Annotated in this window: 17 protein-coding genes and 1 other RNA gene; 13 read left to right on the top strand and 5 right to left on the bottom strand. The window is 40.3% G+C overall.

The features are described 5' to 3' along the window. Window positions 1-69 precede the first annotated feature (69 nt). The 5 genes from leuB (at window position 70) to LI149_RS10270 (ending at window position 6,938) form a co-directional block, all read left to right on the top strand. On the top strand, window positions 70-1,152 hold the full coding sequence (leuB, locus tag LI149_RS10290; RefSeq protein ID WP_005331145.1) for a 3-isopropylmalate dehydrogenase: 1,083 nt from the start codon (window positions 70-72) through the stop codon (window positions 1,150-1,152). Between the two features lie 116 nt (window positions 1,153-1,268). Beyond that, a complete protein-coding gene (gene ilvD / locus LI149_RS10285; RefSeq protein WP_173786201.1) occupies window positions 1,269-2,942 on the top strand; it encodes a dihydroxy-acid dehydratase in 1,674 nt (557 codons plus the stop codon). A gap of 23 nt (window positions 2,943-2,965) precedes the next feature. Then, window positions 2,966-4,642 carry a biosynthetic-type acetolactate synthase large subunit gene (gene ilvB / locus LI149_RS10280; protein ID WP_227143319.1) on the top strand — a complete coding sequence of 559 codons (1,677 nt, stop codon included), beginning with the start codon at window positions 2,966-2,968 and terminating at the stop codon, window positions 4,640-4,642. A 48-nt stretch (window positions 4,643-4,690) separates the two neighbouring features. After that, window positions 4,691-5,773, top strand: coding sequence for a 3-phosphoserine/phosphohydroxythreonine transaminase (gene serC, locus LI149_RS10275; protein ID WP_005331142.1), 1,083 nt, complete (start codon window positions 4,691-4,693; stop codon window positions 5,771-5,773). Between the two features lies 1 nt (window position 5,774). Beyond that, window positions 5,775-6,938 carry a phosphoglycerate dehydrogenase gene (locus LI149_RS10270; protein ID WP_005331141.1) on the top strand — a complete coding sequence of 388 codons (1,164 nt, stop codon included), beginning with the start codon at window positions 5,775-5,777 and terminating at the stop codon, window positions 6,936-6,938. A 190-nt stretch (window positions 6,939-7,128) separates the two neighbouring features. Here the strand turns inward: LI149_RS10270 and LI149_RS10265 are convergent, their stop codons facing one another. Then, the gene (locus LI149_RS10265) at window positions 7,129-8,346 is read right to left on the bottom strand and encodes a ribose-phosphate pyrophosphokinase (RefSeq protein ID WP_005331139.1); all 1,218 of its coding nucleotides are present in this window, start codon (window positions 8,344-8,346) and stop codon (window positions 7,129-7,131) included. A gap of 206 nt (window positions 8,347-8,552) precedes the next feature. Here LI149_RS10265 and der point away from each other — a divergent pair, with 206 nt between their 5' ends. The 8 genes from der (at window position 8,553) to rnpB (ending at window position 15,563) form a co-directional block, all read left to right on the top strand. Continuing rightward, window positions 8,553-9,881, top strand: a complete 1,329-nt coding sequence (der, locus tag LI149_RS10260; RefSeq protein WP_005331138.1) for a ribosome biogenesis GTPase Der — start codon at window positions 8,553-8,555, stop codon at window positions 9,879-9,881. A 3-nt stretch (window positions 9,882-9,884) separates the two neighbouring features. After that, window positions 9,885-10,526, top strand: a complete 642-nt coding sequence (plsY, locus tag LI149_RS10255) for a glycerol-3-phosphate 1-O-acyltransferase PlsY (protein WP_117606059.1) — start codon at window positions 9,885-9,887, stop codon at window positions 10,524-10,526. A gap of 14 nt (window positions 10,527-10,540) precedes the next feature. Beyond that, the gene (locus LI149_RS10250) at window positions 10,541-11,554 is read left to right on the top strand and encodes an NAD(P)H-dependent glycerol-3-phosphate dehydrogenase (RefSeq protein ID WP_227143318.1); all 1,014 of its coding nucleotides are present in this window, start codon (window positions 10,541-10,543) and stop codon (window positions 11,552-11,554) included. Between the two features lie 389 nt (window positions 11,555-11,943). Beyond that, on the top strand, window positions 11,944-13,416 hold the full coding sequence (spoIVA, locus tag LI149_RS10245) for a stage IV sporulation protein A (protein ID WP_029730374.1): 1,473 nt from the start codon (window positions 11,944-11,946) through the stop codon (window positions 13,414-13,416). A 116-nt stretch (window positions 13,417-13,532) separates the two neighbouring features. Then, a complete protein-coding gene (locus tag LI149_RS10240) occupies window positions 13,533-14,003 on the top strand; it encodes a molybdenum cofactor biosynthesis protein B (protein ID WP_005331133.1) in 471 nt (156 codons plus the stop codon). Next, complete coding sequence (locus LI149_RS10235) at window positions 14,003-14,701, top strand: MBL fold metallo-hydrolase (protein ID WP_227143317.1); 699 nt, start codon at window positions 14,003-14,005, stop codon at window positions 14,699-14,701. The genes LI149_RS10240 and LI149_RS10235 overlap by 1 nt, the downstream gene beginning before the upstream one ends. Continuing rightward, window positions 14,702-15,154: a ribonuclease HI gene (rnhA, locus tag LI149_RS10230; RefSeq protein WP_005331130.1), complete on the top strand. Its 453-nt coding sequence runs from the start codon at window positions 14,702-14,704 to the stop codon at window positions 15,152-15,154. 45 nt (window positions 15,155-15,199) lie between these two features. Continuing rightward, an RNA gene (rnpB, locus tag LI149_RS10225) (RNase P RNA component class A) lies at window positions 15,200-15,563 on the top strand. A gap of 278 nt (window positions 15,564-15,841) precedes the next feature. Here rnpB and LI149_RS10220 read toward each other — a convergent pair. From LI149_RS10220 to LI149_RS10205, 4 genes are all read right to left on the bottom strand, one after another. Beyond that, window positions 15,842-16,492 (bottom strand): ATP-binding cassette domain-containing protein, encoded by a 651-nt coding sequence (locus LI149_RS10220; protein WP_009243732.1) that lies wholly within the window; start codon window positions 16,490-16,492, stop codon window positions 15,842-15,844. A 2-nt stretch (window positions 16,493-16,494) separates the two neighbouring features. Further along, complete coding sequence (locus LI149_RS10215) at window positions 16,495-18,450, bottom strand: hypothetical protein (protein WP_101629281.1); 1,956 nt, start codon at window positions 18,448-18,450, stop codon at window positions 16,495-16,497. Between the two features lie 77 nt (window positions 18,451-18,527). Then, window positions 18,528-18,845 carry a hypothetical protein gene (locus LI149_RS10210; protein WP_227086713.1) on the bottom strand — a complete coding sequence of 106 codons (318 nt, stop codon included), beginning with the start codon at window positions 18,843-18,845 and terminating at the stop codon, window positions 18,528-18,530. A gap of 411 nt (window positions 18,846-19,256) precedes the next feature. Then, entirely contained in the window at window positions 19,257-19,892 is a 636-nt protein-coding gene (locus LI149_RS10205; RefSeq protein WP_101629280.1) for a helix-turn-helix domain-containing protein, read from the bottom strand. Window positions 19,893-20,290: the final 398 nt, after the last annotated feature.

Here is a 20,290-nt window from a genome sequence, read left to right as displayed (position 1 = left end):
TGTTAAAAAATAGGCTAATATAAAAAACATAGATTTTTTTGCAGCACTAGTTTAGGAAGGAAGATACATATGAATTTAAAAATTGGCGTGATCAAAGGGGACGGAATTGGCCCGGAAATCGTAACAGAGGCGATGAAAGTATTAGATAAAGTAGCCAAGCGTTACGGTCATAATATAGAGTACAGACAGTTACTGATGGGTGGAGCTTCCATCGATGTGCATGGTGTTCCTCTTACAGATGAGACAGTAGCAGAGGCAAAATCCTGCGATGCAGTTCTGATGGGATCTATCGGTGGAAACACAAGTACATCACCATGGTACAAATTAGAGCCATCTAAAAGACCGGAGGCAGGACTTCTCCGTATCCGTAAAGAGTTGAATCTTTTTGCAAACTTAAGACCGGCAATTCTTTACGATGAATTGAAAGGAGCATGTCCGTTAAAAGAAGAGATCACAGAAGGCGGATTTGATCTGATGATCATGAGAGAGCTTACCGGTGGACTTTACTTTGGAGAGAGAAAGACAGAAGAAGTCGATGGAGTGATGACTGCATTTGACAGTCTTACATATAACGAGAATGAAATCCGCAGAATTGCAAAGAGAGCATTTGACATTGCGATGAAGCGCAGAAAGAAAGTTACAAGTGTAGATAAAGCAAATGTTCTGGATTCTTCCAGACTCTGGAGAAAAGTAGTGGAAGAAGTTGCAAAGGATTACCCGGAAGTAACTTTGGAGCACATGCTTGTAGATAACAGTGCAATGCAGTTGGTAAAAGACCCGAAACAGTTCGATGTTATCCTGACAGAGAACATGTTTGGAGATATTCTTTCTGACGAGGCAAGTATGATCACAGGATCCATCGGAATGCTTGCAAGCGCAAGCCTGAACGAGACAAAATTTGGCCTTTATGAGCCAAGCGGCGGATCTGCACCGGATATTGCAGGACAGGGAATCGCAAACCCAATTGCAACAATTCTTTCTGCAGCAATGATGTTAAGATTTAGTTTTGACCTTGACAAAGAAGCAGACGCAATTGAGGCATCTGTGGCAAAAGTATTAAAAGACGGATATCGTACCATTGATATCATGTCTGAAGGAAAGACTCAGATCGGAACAGCCCGGATGGGTGATGAAATCGCAGCAAATATATAGAATAACAGTGTGGTGTATACTACACGATATTCGAATATTGCGTGGGATTGTAAGAGCGTGAAATGCGGAACAATCCGTGTGGTATGAAAGAATAATACAAAAAGGAGAACAAAAAAATGAGAAGTGATACAGTAACAAAAGGAAAACAGCAGGCACCACATCGTTCCCTTTTTAATGCACTGGGAATGACACAGGAAGAGATGGACAGACCATTAGTTGGTATCGTAAGTTCTTATAATGAAATCGTTCCAGGACATATGAATTTGGATAAGATCGTAAATGCAGTAAAACAGGGTGTTGCAATGGCTGGTGGAACACCAGTTGTATTTCCGGCAATCGCAGTCTGTGATGGAATTGCGATGGGACATATTGGAATGAAGTATTCTCTTGTAACAAGAGATCTGATCGCAGACTCTACAGAGGCTATGGCAATGGCGCATCAGTTCGATGCACTTGTTATGGTTCCGAACTGCGATAAGAACGTACCGGGACTTCTGATGGCAGCAGCCAGAATTAATATTCCGACAATCTTTGTCAGCGGAGGACCGATGCTTGCAGGACATGTAAAAGGCCAGAAGAGAAGTCTTTCCAGCATGTTCGAGGCTGTTGGAGCGAATGCAGCAGGAACACTTTCTGATGAAGATCTGTGCGAATTTGAGAACAAAGTATGTCCAACATGCGGATCTTGTTCTGGTATGTATACAGCCAACAGTATGAACTGTCTGACTGAAGTGCTTGGAATGGGACTTCGTGGAAACGGAACAATCCCGGCCGTATATTCTGAGAGAATCCGTCTTGCAAAACATGCAGGTATGAAGGTTATGGAATTATTGGAGAAAAATATCCGTCCAAGAGATATTATGACAGAGGATGCAATCTTGAATGCATTGACGGTTGATATGGCACTTGGATGTTCTACAAACAGTATGCTTCACCTTCCGGCAATCGCACATGAGATTGGTATGGATTTTGAGATTGATTTCGCAAATGGAATCAGTGAAAAGACTCCAAACCTTTGCCACCTTGCGCCGGCAGGTCCGACTTATATGGAGGATCTCAATGAGGCAGGTGGTGTCTATGCGGTTATGGCTGAACTGAACAAAAAAGGATTGCTTCATACAGACTGCATGACAGTTACAGGTAAGACAGTAGGCGAGAACATTGAAGGAGTGCAGAACAAAAATCCAGAGGTTATCCGTCCAATCGACAATCCGTACAGCCAGACAGGCGGACTTGCAGTATTAAAAGGAAATCTTGCACCGGACGGAAGTGTTGTAAAGCGTTCTGCAGTAGTAGATGAAATGCTTGTACATGAAGGACCGGCAAGAGTCTTCGAATGTGAGGAAGATGCAATCACAGCAATCAAAGGCGGCAAGATCAACCACGGTGATGTTGTTGTTATCCGTTATGAAGGACCAAAGGGTGGTCCTGGTATGAGAGAGATGTTGAACCCGACTTCTGCAATCGCAGGAATGGGACTTGGTTCCAGCGTTGCTCTGATCACAGATGGACGTTTCAGTGGAGCTTCCAGAGGAGCATCTATTGGACATGTTTCACCAGAGGCTGCAGTTGGCGGACCAATCGCACTTGTAGAAGAAGGAGACATCATCAAGATCGATATCCCGAACATGAAGCTTGAGTTAGATGTATCTGATGAAGAACTGGCTAAGAGAAAAGAAAAATGGCAGCCAAGAGAGCCGAAGGTTACAACCGGATATCTTGCAAGATATGCAGCTATGGTTACATCCGGAAACCGGGGAGCGATCCTGGAAGTACCGAAAGCTAAATAATGATAGAACAGGAGTTATAAAGTATGCAGTTGACAGGATCAGAAATCGTAATCGAATGTTTGAAAGAGCAAGGCGTGGATACTGTATTTGGGTATCCTGGCGGAGCAATTTTAAATGTGTACGATGAATTATATAAACATCAGAATGAAATCAAGCATATCCTGACTTCCCACGAACAGGGAGCAGCGCATGCAGCAGACGGATATGCGAGAGCAACAGGTAAAGTTGGTGTGTGTCTTGCAACGAGTGGACCGGGAGCTACGAATCTTGTAACAGGGATTGCTACGGCATATATGGATTCCATTCCGATTGTTGCAATCACATGTAATGTAGGAGTTTCCCTCCTTGGAAAAGACAGTTTCCAGGAGATTGATATTACAGGAATTACGTTACCAATTACAAAGCATAACTTTATTGTAAAGGATGTAAATAATCTGGCAGCGACGATCCGTAAGGCATTTGCCATTGCGAAAAAAGGTCGTCCGGGTCCGGTTCTGATTGATATTCCGAAAGACGTCACTGCAAATAAGGCAGAGTATGTAAAAGAAAAGCCTGTAGCTGTAGAGCCATCACAGAATATCTGTGAAACACAGCTTGACACAGCAGTAGAGATGATAAAGGAGGCAAAGAAGCCTTATATCTTCGTTGGTGGAGGAGCAATTTTATCCGGAGCCAGCGAAGAAGTTTATACATTTGCAAAAAAAGTGGATGCACCGGTAACAGATTCTCTTATGGGAAAGGGAGCATTTCCTGGAACAGACCCGTTATATACAGGAATGCTTGGAATGCATGGAACAAAAACTTCCAATTACGGTGTCAGTGAGTGTGATCTTCTGATTGTGATCGGAGCAAGATTCAGTGACCGTGTAACCGGAAATGCACAGAAATTTGCACAGAATGCAAAGATTATCCAGATTGATGTAGATGTTGCCGAGATGAACAAAAATGTGATGATTTCTGCAGGTGTTGTAGGAGACATAAAAGTCGTTCTTGACAGATTGAATGAGCGCCTGGAACAGCAGGATCATGCAGAATGGGTGACTAAAATTCAGGAATACAAAGAAAAATATCCACTAGTTTATCATAAAGATGTATTGAGTGGTCCGTTCGTAGTAGAAGAGATTTATCGCCAGACAAAGGGCGAGGCTATTATTTCTACAGAGGTCGGACAGCATCAGATGTGGGCAGCACAGTTTTATAAATATACAAAACCAAGAACATTCCTGACATCAGGAGGACTTGGAACCATGGGATATGGCCTTGGCGCAGCTCTTGGAGCGAAGAGTGGAAGAGAAGACAAAGTGGTTGTCAATATTGCAGGAGACGGTTGCTTTAGAATGAATATGAATGAGATCGCAACTGCAGTCCGCCACAATATTCCAGTGATTCAGGTAGTCATCAACAACCACGTTCTTGGTATGGTACGACAGTGGCAGAATCTGTTTTACGGACAAAGATACTCTGCGACAGTACTGAATGATGCAGTAGATTTTGTAAAACTTGCAGAAGCAATGGGTGCAGAAGGCATCCGCGTAACAACACAGGAAGAATTTAAATCAGCTTTTGAAAAGGCAATGAATCTTGGAAAACCGGTTGTCATCGATTGTCAGATTGACAGTGATGATAAGGTATGGCCAATGGTTGCGCCTGGAGCGGCAATCAGTGAAGCGTTTGATGAAGCAGATTTGAAGAATAAATAATAAACAAATTAACAGCTCAAAAAGAGCAAGGGAAATGGAGGCAATACTATGAGTAGAGTGTACAATTTTTCAGCAGGTCCGGCAATGTTACCGGTGGAGGTCCTTAAAGAAGCAGCATCAGAGATGCTGGATTATCAGGGTTCAGGAATGTCCGTGATGGAAATGAGTCACCGCTCTCAGGTATTCCAGAATATTATCGATGAGGCAGAAGCAGATCTTAGAGACTTGCTGAATATTCCGGACAATTATAAGGTACTGTTCTTGCAGGGAGGCGCATCCCAGCAGTTCGCTGCAGTTCCTATGAACCTGATGAAAAATGGTGTCGCAGATTATATTGTGACAGGCCAGTGGGCGAAAAAAGCAGCACAAGAAGCAGAAAAATACGGCAAGGTGAATGTCATTGCATCTTCCGCAGATAAGACATTTTCTTATATTCCGGATTGTTCCGATCTTCCGATTGATGACGATGCAGATTACGTATATATCTGTGAGAATAATACAATCTATGGAACGAAGTACAAAGAACTTCCGAATACGAAAGGCAAGACGCTGGTTGCAGATGTATCTTCCTGTTTCCTGTCAGAGCCTCACGATGTAGAAAAATACGGTGTTCTCTATGGTGGAGTACAGAAAAATATTGGACCTGCCGGAGTTGTGATTGCAATTATCCGTGAAGATTTGATCCGTGATGACGTACTTCCAGGCACACCGACTATGTTAAAATATAAAACACAGGCGGACAAAGGTTCTCTTTATAACACACCTCCGTGTTATGGAATTTATATTTGCGGCAAAGTCTTCAAATGGTTGAAAAAACAGGGCGGACTTGCTGCAATGAAAGAACACAATGAGAAAAAAGCAAAGATTCTGTATGATTACCTGGATCAGAGCAAGATGTTCAAAGGAACTGTTGTACCAAAAGACCGTTCTCTTATGAATGTTCCATTCGTAATTGGTGACAAAGATCTGGAGGCTAAATTCGTCAAAGAAGCAGATGCAGCCGGATTTGTAAACTTAAAAGGGCACCGTACTGTCGGAGGTATGCGTGCTAGTATTTACAACGCGATGCCAATCGAAGGCGTGGAAGCATTAGTCGAATTCATGAAGAAATTTGAAAAGGAGAACGCTTAATATGTACAAATATCATTGCTTAAATCCAATCGCAGATATTGGATTGAATAACTTTACAGAAGATTATACAAAGATTGATACTGCAGAAGGTGCAGATGCGCTTCTCGTAAGAAGTGCAGTTATGCATGACATGGAGTTTGACAAAAACTTAAAGGCTATTGGAAGAGCAGGAGCTGGAGTTAATAACATTCCTCTGGATACATGTGCAGAGCAGGGAATCGTTGTATTCAACACACCGGGAGCAAATGCAAATGGTGTAAAAGAGCTTGTGATCGCAGGTATGCTTCTTGCGTCTCGTGATATCATCGGAGGAATCAACTGGGTCCAGGAGAATGAAGAAGACGGCAATATCTTAAAAGATGCCGAAAAGGCAAAGAAACAGTTTGCCGGCTGCGAAATCGAAGGTAAGAAGCTGGGAGTCATTGGACTTGGAGCCATTGGTGTTCTTGTTGCTAATGCAGCCGTACATCTTGGAATGGAAGTTTACGGATATGATCCATATCTGTCTGTGGATGCAGCATGGAGACTGTCCAGAAATATTCATCATGCAAAGACCGTTGATGAGCTTTATAAAGATTGTGATTATATTACGATACATGTGCCGGCTATGGATAGTACAAAAGGTATGATTGACAAGAATGCGATTGGTCTTATGAAAGATGGCGTTGTCATTCTGAATTATGCAAGAAATGTCCTGGTTGATGAAGAGGCAGTAGTAGATGCACTTGTTTCCGGACATGTTAAGAACTATGTGACAGATTTCCCGACACCAATCGTGGCAGGAGTCAAAGGTGCAATTATCACACCACACCTTGGAGCTTCTACAGAAGAGTCTGAAGATAACTGTGCGAAGATGGCAGTTGCAGAAGTAAGAAATTATCTGGAAAATGGTAACATCCAGCATTCTGTAAACTATCCGGACTGCGACATGGGAGTCAAAGGTGAAAATACAAGAATTACATTACTTCACCATAATGTACCGAATATGATCGGACAATTCACGAAGATCCTTGCAGATGATAATATGAATATTGCAGATATGACGAATAAAAGCAAAGGTGAGTATGCATATACGATGATTGATATAGATTCTGATGTGACAGACAGTGTTATCGAAGATCTTACAAAAGTCAAAGATGTGTTAAGAGTACGTGTGATTCGTTAATTGGTACAATTGCAGGTTGATCAAACATAATCAAAATATAAAGAGGAATAGTGATGGAAGAGATTCTTGTAACTATTCCTTTTTTGACGTTCAAAAGTTCATAGTCTTATTTCCAATCATGAAAAATAGAACCGCCAGCTATTAACTGGCGGTCTATAAAAATGCACATATATCTGATTATGAGAAAATCCTATAAATTTTTCTCTGCTAAATCTTTTCTGTGTCTTTCAAGAAGAGCGTGTAATCTGTCAGTCGGACTTAATACAGAACTGATAGATACATCGTGGTTCATGGAATCGATGATCAGCGCGATGAATTTACTCATATCTGCAACTGTGAAGTATTCTCTCTCATAGAATGCAGGTGGGAGGTAAGTCAGGTTCGTAGTGATCACGCGATCAATATAACCTTTCTCATGGAATTCGTCAAATTTCTCAAATCCATCTGTGAAAAGACCAAATGTTGTACATACAAATACCTGTTTTGCACCACGGTCTTTCATCTGTTTAGCTACGTCCAACATACTTTCACCGGAAGAAATCATATCATCGATGATGATGACAGATTTCCCTTTGATATCAGAACCTAAGAACTCATGTGCTACAATTGGGTTCTTTCCATTTATGACTGTTGAATAATCACGTCTCTTGTAGAACATACCCATGTCAACTCCGATAACGTTGGAGAAGTATACGGCACGGGACATTGCACCTTCATCCGGACTGATGATCATCAGGTGATCCGGGTCAACAGAAAGGTTTGGTTCTGCGCGAAGCAGTGCTTTCATGAACTGATATGGCGGGTTGAAACTGTCGAATCCGTAAAGCGGGATTGCATTCTGTACACGCGGATCGTGGGCATCAAATGTGAAGATATTGTCTACGCCCATGTCAATCAGTTCCTGAAGTGCCAAAGCGCAGTCCAGAGACTCGCGTTTTGTACGTTTGTGCTGACGGCTCTCATACAAAAACGGCATAATAATGTTAAGGCGGTGTTCCTTACCATTAGCAGCGGAAATCAGACGTTTCAGATCCTGATAGTGATCGTCCGGTGACATGTGGTTCACATATCCGTTGACGGAATATGTCAGGCTGTAATTACATACATCTGTCATAATAAACAGGTCTTTCCCACGGACAGATTCGTTCAGGACACCTTTTGCTTCACCGCTTCCAAAACGTGGGCAATGTGCATCTACCAGATAATTGTCCTGAAGATAAGTTGCATACATTGGTGATTTTAATTCTTCACGGTAAGAGGACTGCCTGAAGTTGACAATATAGTCATTCACTTTCTGTCCCAGTTCTTTGCAGCCTTCCATAGCAATGATCTTCAGAGGGGCTCTTGGGAAAAGCTTTTCCATCTCCTTGATATCATTACTGTTACTGTTAATCGTAATGTTGTTCATAACGCTCTCCTGTTACATATAAATATTTCATTTCTTTTTTATGATATTTTGTTCTAACATATCTCACATTACAGTTATATCATTTTTACCTATGTAAGGTCAATGGTATGTTTTCTATTTTATAAACTTTACAAGTTGAAGCAGATATTGTAAAATCAAGTGGATAAGATGAAAAATCGAATATTTACAGAAATGGAGATAAATATATGAGTAAACCAGTAGTAGCGATTGTGGGTAGACCGAATGTGGGTAAGTCCACACTTTTTAATGCGCTGGCAGGAGAGAAGATTTCAATTGTAAAAGACACACCGGGAGTTACCCGTGATCGAATCTACGCAGATGTCAGCTGGCTTGATAAAGATTTTACATTGATCGACACCGGTGGTATTGAACCGGAGAGCAAGGACATTATTCTGTCGCAGATGCGTGAACAGGCTCAGATTGCTATTGATACATCAGATGTTATTATTTTTATTACAGATGTAAAGCAGGGGCTTGTGGATTCCGATTCTAAAGTTGCAGATATGTTAAGAAGAAGCGGAAAGCCGGTCATTCTTGTTGTAAACAAAGTAGATAATTTTGATAAATATATGGCAGATACTTATGAGTTCTATAATCTTGGAATCGGTGATCCGGTGCCAATCTCTGCATCATCAAGACTCGGACTTGGAGATATGCTTGATAAGGTGATCGAACATTTCCCGGAGCATGCAGGAGAAGAGGAAGAGGACTCTCGTCCGCGTGTGGCAATCGTAGGCAAACCGAACGTAGGTAAGTCTTCTATTATTAACAAGCTTCTTGGAGAGCAGCGTGTGATCGTCAGTGACATTGCAGGAACAACAAGGGATGCCATTGATACGGAGATCGTGCACAATGGAAAAGAATATGTCTTTATTGATACAGCAGGGCTTCGCAGAAAGAATAAGATTAAAGAGGAACTGGAGCGATACAGTATTATCCGTACCGTAACAGCGGTAGAGCGTGCAGATGTGGTCCTTGTGGTAATTGATGCGACTCAGGGTGTGACAGAACAGGATGCCAAGGTGGCAGGAATTGCGCATGAGCGTGGAAAAGGTGTTATCATCGTGGTAAATAAGTGGGATGCTATTGAGAAAAATGATAAGACCATGCGTGAGTATGAGAATGAAGTGCGCCGTGTCCTTTCATTTATGCCATACGCAGAGATTATGTACGTGTCTGCAGTGACAGGTCAGCGTCTTCCAAAAATGTTCGATATGATTGATATGGTCATTGAGAATCAGACACTGCGTGTTGCAACAGGGGTACTTAATGAGATTCTGATGGAAGCAACAGCAATGCAGCAGCCGCCTTCAGACAAAGGAAAGCGTCTGAAAATCTATTACATGACGCAGGTAGCGGTAAAGCCGCCTTCATTTGTAATTTTTGTCAATGATAAAGAACTGATGCATTTCTCCTATCAGAGATATCTGGAGAATAAGATCAGAGAGTCCTTTGGCTTCAAGGGAACATCACTAAAATTCTTTGTGAGAGAAAGAAAAGAAAGGGATAATTAGAAAATGGAACGTTTTATATGTCTACTGATCGGGTATGCATTTGGACTGATCCAGACAGGATACATCTATGGTAAGATGAGAGGAGTTGATATCCGAAAAGAGGGAAGCGGCAATGCAGGAAGCACTAATGCTCTTCGCACGATGGGAATCAAAGCGGGACTTGTCACACTTCTTGGAGACTGCTTTAAATGTGTCTTTGCAGTTGTGACAGTTTACCTGATTTACGGAAAGACTTACGCAGACATTTTCCCACTCCTTGCCATGTATGCAGGGATGGGTGCGGTACTTGGGCACAACTATCCATTTTATCTGAACTTTAAAGGTGGAAAAGGAATCGCAGCGACAGCCGGACTGATCTTAAGTACGACAAATGTATGGATGGTTTTGATTTGTTTATTTGCATTTCTCGGAATCGTGGCAGTGACACGTTATGTGTCTCTTGGCTCCCTGGCAGTTGTGATCATTTATTTGATCGAAGTGGTTGTGTATGGCCAGATGGGAGGATTTGGTGTAAAACCGCCGTATCTTTATGAAATGTATGGAATTGCGGCATTTCTGATGTTATCCGCATTTTATAAACATAAGGCAAATATTGTAAGGCTCATGAACGGTACGGAGAATAAGATCAGTATCGGAAAGAAATAATAAGGAGGAAGATTATGGCAAATGTAAGTGTGATAGGGGCAGGAAGCTGGGGGACTGCACTGGCGCTTCTTCTGAGTAAAAACGGTCATGATGTGACTATGTGGTCAATTCTGGAAGATGAAATCCGGATGCTGGATAAAGAGCGTGAGCACAAATCAAAGCTTCCGGGCGTGAAGCTTCCGGATACAATGAAATTTACAACAGATCTTAAGAAAGCTGTAGAAGGAAAAGATTTCCTTGTGCTTGCAGTGCCGTCTACATTTACAAGGGGAACAGCGAAAAATATGTGCCCATATGTAGCGGAAGGTCAGATCATTGTTGATGTTGCGAAAGGAATCGAAGAGGCAACTCTGATGACACTATCTCAGCAGATCGAGGATGAAATTCCACAGGCTGATGTAGCAGTCCTGTCCGGACCAAGCCACGCTGAGGAAGTAGGAAGAGGACTTCCGACTACTGTTGTTGTGGGAGCAAAGACGGAAAAGACAGCCGAGTATCTGCAGCAGATGTTCGCAAGTGAAGTGTTCCGTGTATATACAAGCCCGGATATGCTTGGCATGGAACTTGGCGGTTCTTTGAAAAATGTCATCGCTCTGGCAGCAGGTATTGCTGACGGAATGGGATATGGAGATAATACAAAGGCTGCACTCATCACAAGAGGAATTGCAGAGATTGCAAGACTAGGTGTGAAAATGGGCGGCGCAGTTGAGACATTTTCTGGACTTACAGGAATCGGTGATCTGATTGTAACGTGTGCCAGTGTCCACAGCCGTAACCGCAAAGCAGGTTATCTCATGGGGCAAGGCAAATCCATGCAGGAAGCAATGGATGAGGTTCAGATGGTAGTAGAAGGAGTGTATTCTGCAAAAGCAGCAGTAAAACTTGGCGAAAAATATGGAGTATCACTTCCGATCATCAATAAAGTCAGCGAAGTATTGTTTGATGGAAAAGACCCGAAAGAAGCAGTTAATGAACTCATGCTCAGAGATAATAAGGCGGAGCATACAGCACTTCCGTGGGAGAAATAATTGTAAAAGATATTAAAACAGGACGAACAACAAGAACATAAAATAGGACGAACACCTGGTATATCGAATACACTTGCTTCATGTACGAAACATTCCAATGAGCCTCTAAGGCAGTCAATCTTATCTGCAAGGGCAGTTAAGATTGACAGAGTCTCATTTCCATCGTACATAAGTCGCGCGTGTTATTTGATATATCAGGTGTTCTGTATTTTTAAGAGTAAGTTTCATGAATTGTTTTCGATGTGTATAAGGCGCATGTGTAAGTTTATGTTCTTTTTAAATCCATAAGCAGAAAATTCATACATAGTAAGCAGAATTCTATACATACTCGGAATGTTTCCGGCATAATCTGTTAACAGTAAAACAAGTTCATGCATGGGGGTATTTTGATGGATAGATTTCAGGTATACAAAGATATCGAAGCGAGGACGAATGGAGAAATCTACATTGGTGTTGTGGGACCGGTCCGGACGGGAAAGTCTACATTTATTAAAAGATTCATGGATGTGCTGGTGCTTCCGGAAATGGAAGATGAACATGCCAGAATGCGTACGCAGGATGAACTGCCGCAATCTGCTTCGGGACGCACGATTATGACAACGGAACCAAAGTTCGTGCCGAAGGAAGCAGCAAAAATCCGGCTTGCTGATGACGTAGATGTGAAGGTACGTCTGATTGACTGCGTCGGTTATATGGTAGAAGGTGCTGCCGGTTATATGGACGGGGATTCCCAGAGACAGGTGAAAACACCGTGGTTTGCTTATGAGATCCCATTTGCAAAGGCTGCCGGGATTGGAACTAGAAAAGTAATTCATGATCATTCAACCATTGGAATTGTGATTACGACAGACGGTACCATCACAGACATTCCAAGAGAAAATTACAAAGATGCGGAGCGTATGACGATACAGGAATTAAATGGAATCGGAAAGCCGTTCATTGTACTTGTGAATTCAAAAGAGCCACAGGGAGAACGGGCGCAGAACACCGCGAAGAATCTGGAACAGGAATATGGAGTACGGGCGCTGCCGGTCAACTGTGAAAAACTTACCAGAGAGGATATCTGCCAGATTTTATCGGAAGTCCTTTTTGAGTTTCCGATATCTGAAATTCAGTTTTTTGTTCCGAAATGGGTGGAGATGCTTCCAAGAGACCACAAGATCAAACAAGATCTGATTGAACATGTGAGAGTGATTCTGGAACGACTTACCAAAATCCGGGATGCTCTTGGAAGTATAGATGTTTCTGAGAGTGAGTACATAGATTCCTGCAAAGTGGATCAGATTGGAATGGGTCAGGGCTGTGTGAATATCAACATTTCTATACCAGAAAGATATTATTACGAAATGTTAAGCGAGATGACGGGAACGAAGATTGCAGGACAATATGAGCTGGTTGCAACAATTCAGGAACTTGCGAAATTAAAGGAAGAATATGAAGGAGTCCGGGACGCATTTACAACTGTTCGAATGAAAGGATATGGGGTGGTCAGTCCGGTAAGAGATGAAATTACACTTTTGGAGCCGGAGCTTATCAAACAGGGAAATAAATATGGCGTGAAGATACATTCAAAGGCCCCGTCTATCCATCTGATCCGGGCGAATATCGAGACAGAGATTGCACCGATTGTCGGAACAGAAGATCAGGCGAAAGATCTTCTTACATTCATTAAGCAGGAAGCAGAAACCGAACATGGAATCTGGGAGACGAACATTTTCGGAAAATCTGTGGAAGAATTAGTGATGGATGGTATCCGGGGTAAAATTGCCATGATCGGGGATGAAAGCCAGACAAAGCTTCAGGATACAATGCAGAAGATTGTCAATGACAGTAATGGAGGACTGGTGTGCATCATCATATAAAAATGATTTACCCCCTGTATAATTTGTGCTATACTATTTTATGAATGTCAAAAAGGAACTTAAGAAAAAAGATAAGACCTTGAATGAGATAGAAAAATGTATGGAGGTACAATTTGATGAAAGTAGCGATTATTACTGCAAGTACAGCAGTTTATAAAGGAGAGCAGGAGGATGCAAGTGGAAAAGTAATCCGCAAGATGGTGGAGGAGGCAGGGCTTGACGTTGTGTTCATGAAGGCTCTCCCGACAGACAAAACTGTATTATCTACTGTTTTTCAGAGAATGGCAGATGGAAATCTTGCAGACCTGATCCTGACAACAGGAGGAGCAGGCTGCGGACCGGAAGACTGCACACCGGAGGCAACTATGGAAGTTGTAGACAGACCACTTCTTGGAATTCCGGAAGGTATGCGTGCACACATGCTTACACTGACAAAAAGAGCTATGTTGAACCGTGCAGCGGCAGGAATCCGTGGAAATGTTGTGATTGTAAATCTTCCTGGAAAAGCAGGAGCTGTAAAGGAATGTCTTGGATACATCTTGCCAGAGGTCATGCATGCAGTTGAAGTGGCACAGGGAATAAAATAATGATTAAAATTACTTACCTGGAACATAGCGGATTTGCTGTTGAGTGTGACGAATATGTATTGATTTTTGATTATTATAAAGGAAATCTGCCACAGTTTGATAAAGATAAAAAAATCTGTGTATTTGCAAGTCATGTGCACTACGATCATTTTAAAAAGAAAATATTTACGTGGGCAGAAGAATATGAGAATATCCACTATATTTTATCTGATGACATTGAGGCGGCAGGGCCAAAAGATCAGACGGAGCATATAGGTGCAGATGCAGATTTTAATATTTGGGATTTAAGGATTCATACACTGAAATCCACCGATGAAGGTGTGGCATTTCTTGTAAGGGTGAAAGAGAAAACATTTTTTCATGCAGGAGATCTGAACTGGTGGTACTGGGAAGAAGAGGAAGATGAGACCTGGAATGAACCGATGAGACAGGCATATCAGAAAGAGATTGCAAAAATCGAGGGTGAAGAAATTGATTATGCATTTTTCCCGCTTGATTCCAGACAGGGAGAAGAGTCTGTACTTGGTATCAATTATTTTATGCGGCATACGAATACAAAGATTGTATTCCCAATGCATATGTGGGGGTATGACATTTTAGATAAGTTTTTGAAAAATTCGGTGTCGGAGCCGTATAGAGAGCGGATCATGAAGGTGAAAGAACCGGGGCAGAGCTTTTATTTTGAGGAGGAAAGATAGATGCTGGTCAGTATATACACCGATGGAGCAGCCAGAGGAAACCCGGATGGACCGGGAGGATACGGAACCATTTTAGAGTACGTAGATTCAAAAGGCGAACTTCATATAAAGGAATTGTCAAAGGGATATGAGAAGACAACGAATAACCGCATGGAGTTGATGGCAGTCATAGCTGGACTGGAAGCATTGAACCGTCCGTGTGATGTGAAGTTGTATTCTGATTCAAAGTATGTGGTAGATGCATTCAATCAGAACTGGATCGGCGGGTGGCTGAAGAAAGGCTGGAAACGTGGAAAGAATGAGCCTGTAAAAAATGTGGATCTCTGGAAACGGCTTCTGGAAGCGAAAGAGCCACACAATGTGACATTTATCTGGGTGAAAGGACATGATGGACATCCTCAGAATGAGCGATGCGATGAACTCGCAACTTCTGCAGCAGATGCAATGAGGTAAAAAAGTTCTTTCTTTTTAGAAAAAATATGATATAATAAATACTTGCAAGTAAGACAGGTGATCGCGGCTGTAATTGCCGAAAGGCAGCAGGTGAGGAAAGTCCGGGCTTCGCAGGGCAGGGTGCCGGATAACGTCCGGTGGAGGCGACTCCAAGGCCAGTGCAACAGAAATGTACCGCCTGACAGACTCTTATGAGAATGGACAGGTAAGGGTGGAAGGGCAGTGTAAGAGACTACCGCCCGGCCGGTAACGACCGGGGCACATGTAAACCCCACTCGAAGCAAGACCGTGCAGAGACAATTTGGCGGCCCGTCAAGTCTCAGGTAGGTCGCTGGAACCTGATGGCAACATCAGGTCTAGATAGATGATCACTCAACGACATAACCCGGCTTATCGTCTTGCTTGCTTTTGTTTTATTCCAATATGGTAATAAAAAAGATTTTCAGCTTCGAAAATTGAAACTGAAAATCTTTTTTATACATTTAATTCAATGTTTATCATCAATTATATAAAACTTGATATAGAAAATCCGATTATCCGCATAAATACAGCATTTAAGGGCTGTTCATCACTTGAAAAAATAAGTGTTTTACCACGAATTTACCATAATTGAATATGAGTCTTGATATGACGAAATATAAAGGGAGATTGCACGTATAATAAAACCGCGTATCTCCCTTTAACAAACTATCTAAAGTTTTCTACATTTATAACTCTGGAAAAACAATCGCACAAATTCATGTTGTGAGTGACCATGATTATAGTAATGCCCTTTTCATTTAATTCTTTCAAAAGTTTCATCACTATCAATTCGTTCTCTTTATCAAGTCCAGAAGTTGGTTCATCAGCTAATATAATCTGACTTCCTTGCAAAATCAATTTAATAATTGCAATTCGCTGTTGCTCTCCACCGCTTAACTGATATACTTTTTTGTTAAGCATGTCACTTAGCTCAAATTGCTTTAAATACTTATTGATTAGTTTCAGTTTTTCTTCTTTTTTTACTTTTTTATATTCAAGAGCTAATTTTAAATTCCACAACACGCTTTCATCTTCTATTAGTCCATAATTTTGAAATAGATAGCCTATTGTATATCTTCTCAAAATCATAGCATTTTTACCGTTCATGGACAAATTTTTATGACTATCAATAGTGATTGTTCCCTCGGATATATCAGTAATCAATCCTATTATATTTAAAAGTGTCGTTTTACCTGCCCCGCTTTTCCCTACAAGCCCCACAAATTCGCCTTTTTCTATTTCTAAAGATAAATTTTCAAATAGAACCTGATTTTTCCCATATTCTTTTTTGACGTTCTTTAATGTAATCAATGACATACTTATGCCCCCTTTTCAATCTCATATAAAGCGTTTGAGATATAAATTCTATAAAGCAATTCGCAGAATATGTAGTCAATAAGTATAATCGCAAAAAGGCAAGCAAAATAATAATTTATAGCAGTTAATACGCCTGATATAATTATTTCGATTCCCCAAAAAATATACCGATTTTTCAGTGTCCTAAAATGAGAGAATCCTAAAATCTCTTTTGCCGCATATCTCTTTCGATTTACAAAAATGTCCACATAATTTGAAATATACAAAATAAACAGTAAAGACACTATAAAGACAATCGTAAACATAGTGAGTGTTTTAAGAACGAATGTCACATTTTCAAGTTGCATTAAATAAGGTGTAAGTAATGTTCCAGCTGTAACTAATTGCTCTAAATCATATTCTGATAACAAAGAAGAAAAATCTTCTCTTGACTCCATTTGAAAAAATAAACACCTTGTATTTAAAGAATCCAAATAGTAAAGTCCTGCAAAATTGCCCGTATCAACAATGATAACAGGATTAGCCATATCCGAAAAACCATTTTCTGTATTGACTTTTATCGTAGAATCATCGTCTATATAAACAACATTAAATTTATCAATAGTTTTTTCTTCTCCCGGTATTCCATAAAATTGATTGTAATTCATCAATCGGAAATATTCTTGCTTAATATATTCGCTAATAGAATTTTCATCATTCTTATATTTATGTGGAACTAATACTGTTGGTTCACTAAATATATCTTCTCCCAATGGTTTTCCACTGAGCTGGATATTTGAAAATTCATTCAGATAATTTCTATTTGCAATAACAAGCTGTTGTTCATAATAGGGGCGTGATGTCTGCAAACCACCGTCTGTCCTAAAATCACATAGTAGTGAATGGTTATGATTATACATCTCTAATGTTTGTTCAGAATATTTTTCTAATATGTCTGTGTTTGCTAACGCATAATCATACTCCGATGAATTAAAACCATTAGCGGTATAATATCCGTCCAGATACTTATAATCTAAAACAGCTTGTTGGCTTTGTCTAAATGAGTTCCCCTGATTCAGCAATGAAATAATAGTGATAGCGATTATTACCGAAAAAATTATTTTTATAGCCTGAACTACAATATTTGTGCCGCTATTTAAAGTCTTATTTTTTATCATTGCCTCTAAAGAAACAAACTTAATTAAAATACTTGTAATTAAAACACAAAGTATATTTATAGCTAAAACACCAATAAAGAACAGTACACTTGTTGCTAAATAAGAAAAATCATATCTGTTTGTTAATGCGTAATATAAATTTAGCAAGAACAGTAATACTAAACATATTACAGCAAAATATTTTATTACACTGGTAATTTGCTCCTTTAAAATATGTATAGTAGAAAAGCCCATGCTTTTTTTAATACCTATTTTTTTCAAACTATAAGACGTATAAATACAGTATATGATTTGAAGTACAATAAATAAGATTACAAAATTCAGAAGATTCAATTCTAATACCATACTATACGGAATAGCGTCATTTTCAAAGTTATTTATTGCGACGGACAGTTGAGAAGCTATCTCTTTAATTGCGTTAGCTGGTAAATCTGTATAGAATACACCAACACTATCTAAAAAATCTTCCTTTTGCAATTCATGATATTGAAACAAAATAGAGGAAGATATAGGCTGTTTTTGTGTAAACTCATTTAATGGATAGCAATATAAATCATAAACAGATTTATCTGTGGAAGTGAGCGTATTGTTAATGAGTTCTAATTTATTTTGAGAATATTCTTCTGTAAATATTGTATAAAATTTGTCGAGAATTTCTGGCGATGTTTCTTCTAAAACATACCCTTTTAAATTCTCAGTAGCAATGTTATTCTTTTCATAAATGTTGTAAATAGAAGTATTAAAAATATATGCAAAGAGTATGACTTCAAGGAAAATAAAAATCTTTAAAAATTTTTTCATAACATACGCCCCTTTCTTTGAAGAAATGTATAAAATAGGGCGGGACAAATAGCCCCGCCCTAGGTGTTTGAACTATTTTACTTAATATGGATAATAATATAATAAGATGTTTCGTTCGCCCACCAAACTCTCTTTGCATCTTTGTAAGCGTAGTTTGACTTGAATCCACTGGTATATGTATCTCCGCCGACCTTTACAGTTGCCTTTACCATGTAGTTGCGACTAATACCTGCTTTACGCCCAATTTCGGAATATACAATGGTGTCTGTTTGCCCTCCATTGTAGTACAAATCTCCACCCGCTACATCAATAGCCCACGCTGTAAGTGGAGCGCCGACAACCATAACTGCTGCTACAAGACCAACTACTTTCGTTCTCAACTTCTTTGCTCTCATTCGATAAACCTCCTTTCTCTTTTTTACTTTTTGATAGTTTTATGTCACGTACTGTTTTTACTAACCTCAACATGACATATATTTCATTAAATGTCAAGTTATTTTTGTTTCTATTTTATATATGACCTCTTTGTTGCTATCATATTTTGTGCATAATGCACAAAATCAAAGTGCCAATATTAGTGCTTTCCACGATTGTACTTTTACAATGAAAAGACGAAGTACCTGTGATAAATTCATTGCTCTAAAATTATTAGAGAAACTATACAATATAGCTATCCTTTTTTCTCTTGTCTGCCATAAACAGAAAAGAAAAAGCCCTGTCAAGAGCCTGCCACTTCTTTAGAAGTGGTGCTTGCACTCTTGATCTGGGCTTTTTGTTTGCTGTATCTTTTTGCAAGAGGAAAAAGGCTACTCGTCCCCGTTGTCAAAATGGCTGTCCTTTAAGACTTCCCGCAACAGCTCCATATCTTCTTTTGAGTTGGGATTTATCCTCTTTACAACCTGATAAGGTGTACCGTACTTGTGTCCGTCTGTGCTTTCCCCGAACATATCCATGCTGTATAAATCATCATAACGGTCTAATACTTTCTGAAATTTCAAGTGCTGGATAAATGTTTTGATAGGGTAAAGGTCGGACGCTTGTATGTCCTCTCCCTTGATATAGTCTGTGATGTATTTCCGCAACTGCTCCAACTCATACTCTAGCCATTCTTCTTCACTGTCAAAGAAGTTATCATAGTGTCCGTGTTTCAGTTCTGCATTTAGGCGTTCTTCCGTCCGTAAAAACTTGCATACCTCTTTTTCCGCCTGTTGGACAAACTTCCATTCTCCCGACAACAATTCATTCGGTGTTACTTCCAGTACGTCCATTATCTTTTCCAGCGTGTCAAAGGTGGGATAGTTTACCCCTCGTTCAATCTTAGAAAGGCTCTGCATATTGATACCGATGGCGTCCGCAAGCTCCTGCTGTTTCATTTTCCTGTGTTTTCTTATGGTCTGTATGTTCTCCCCTAAAAAATTTATTTTCTTTGTGTCATGCTCCATAACTTCTTATATCTTTTCCTTTCCCGGCTTTTTCGTTCCTTTATAAGCCTATCATACTTATTATAGCCGAAAAAGTCAAGAAAAAGTTCTTGACAAGTAATTCTAACGGCGTTATTCTCATGGAGGATATAGTGATTAAGCACAATGAGGTCAATCACACGCTTGAGTAGGCATAGAAAAGAGTTATTTTCGCTTTGATAGCATGAATAGGCATGGACTATCCGACCGAAAACGGTGTTTCTTCCTGTGCCTGCCCCGTTTAGCCACGAGCCTCCCAAAGGCTCGTGAGCGTTAAGAACGGGGCTGGTGCAGGAAGAAAAGGAACGCCGTAGGCGTTCCGTACAGGGCGTATATGTAACACCGCCCTGCGCATACATGTCATAGTACCTAGAAACTGT

The organism is Dorea sp. 210702-DFI.3.17 (genome assembly GCF_020560825.1).
GTDB lineage: Bacteria > Bacillota > Clostridia > Lachnospirales > Lachnospiraceae > Dorea > Dorea formicigenerans.
This window is presented reverse-complemented; position numbering and strand designations above follow the sequence as displayed.

Excerpts from the sequence above, each read along its gene's own strand:
- leuB (WP_005331145.1), top strand. The coding sequence starts at position 70 with ATGAATTTAAAAATTGGCGTGATCAAAGGGGACGGAATTGGCCCGGAA.
- ilvD (WP_173786201.1), top strand. The coding sequence starts at position 1,269 with ATGAGAAGTGATACAGTAACAAAAGGAAAACAGCAGGCACCACATCGT.
- ilvB (WP_227143319.1), top strand. The coding sequence starts at position 2,966 with ATGCAGTTGACAGGATCAGAAATCGTAATCGAATGTTTGAAAGAGCAA.
- serC (WP_005331142.1), top strand. The coding sequence starts at position 4,691 with ATGAGTAGAGTGTACAATTTTTCAGCAGGTCCGGCAATGTTACCGGTG.
- LI149_RS10270 (WP_005331141.1), top strand. The coding sequence starts at position 5,775 with ATGTACAAATATCATTGCTTAAATCCAATCGCAGATATTGGATTGAAT.
- LI149_RS10265 (WP_005331139.1), bottom strand. The coding sequence starts at position 8,346 with ATGAACAACATTACGATTAACAGTAACAGTAATGATATCAAGGAGATG.
- der (WP_005331138.1), top strand. The coding sequence starts at position 8,553 with ATGAGTAAACCAGTAGTAGCGATTGTGGGTAGACCGAATGTGGGTAAG.
- plsY (WP_117606059.1), top strand. The coding sequence starts at position 9,885 with ATGGAACGTTTTATATGTCTACTGATCGGGTATGCATTTGGACTGATC.
- LI149_RS10250 (WP_227143318.1), top strand. The coding sequence starts at position 10,541 with ATGGCAAATGTAAGTGTGATAGGGGCAGGAAGCTGGGGGACTGCACTG.
- spoIVA (WP_029730374.1), top strand. The coding sequence starts at position 11,944 with ATGGATAGATTTCAGGTATACAAAGATATCGAAGCGAGGACGAATGGA.
- LI149_RS10240 (WP_005331133.1), top strand. The coding sequence starts at position 13,533 with ATGAAAGTAGCGATTATTACTGCAAGTACAGCAGTTTATAAAGGAGAG.
- LI149_RS10235 (WP_227143317.1), top strand. The coding sequence starts at position 14,003 with ATGATTAAAATTACTTACCTGGAACATAGCGGATTTGCTGTTGAGTGT.
- rnhA (WP_005331130.1), top strand. The coding sequence starts at position 14,702 with ATGCTGGTCAGTATATACACCGATGGAGCAGCCAGAGGAAACCCGGAT.
- LI149_RS10220 (WP_009243732.1), bottom strand. The coding sequence starts at position 16,492 with ATGTCATTGATTACATTAAAGAACGTCAAAAAAGAATATGGGAAAAAT.
- LI149_RS10215 (WP_101629281.1), bottom strand. The coding sequence starts at position 18,450 with ATGAAAAAATTTTTAAAGATTTTTATTTTCCTTGAAGTCATACTCTTT.
- LI149_RS10210 (WP_227086713.1), bottom strand. The coding sequence starts at position 18,845 with ATGAGAGCAAAGAAGTTGAGAACGAAAGTAGTTGGTCTTGTAGCAGCA.
- LI149_RS10205 (WP_101629280.1), bottom strand. The coding sequence starts at position 19,892 with ATGGAGCATGACACAAAGAAAATAAATTTTTTAGGGGAGAACATACAG.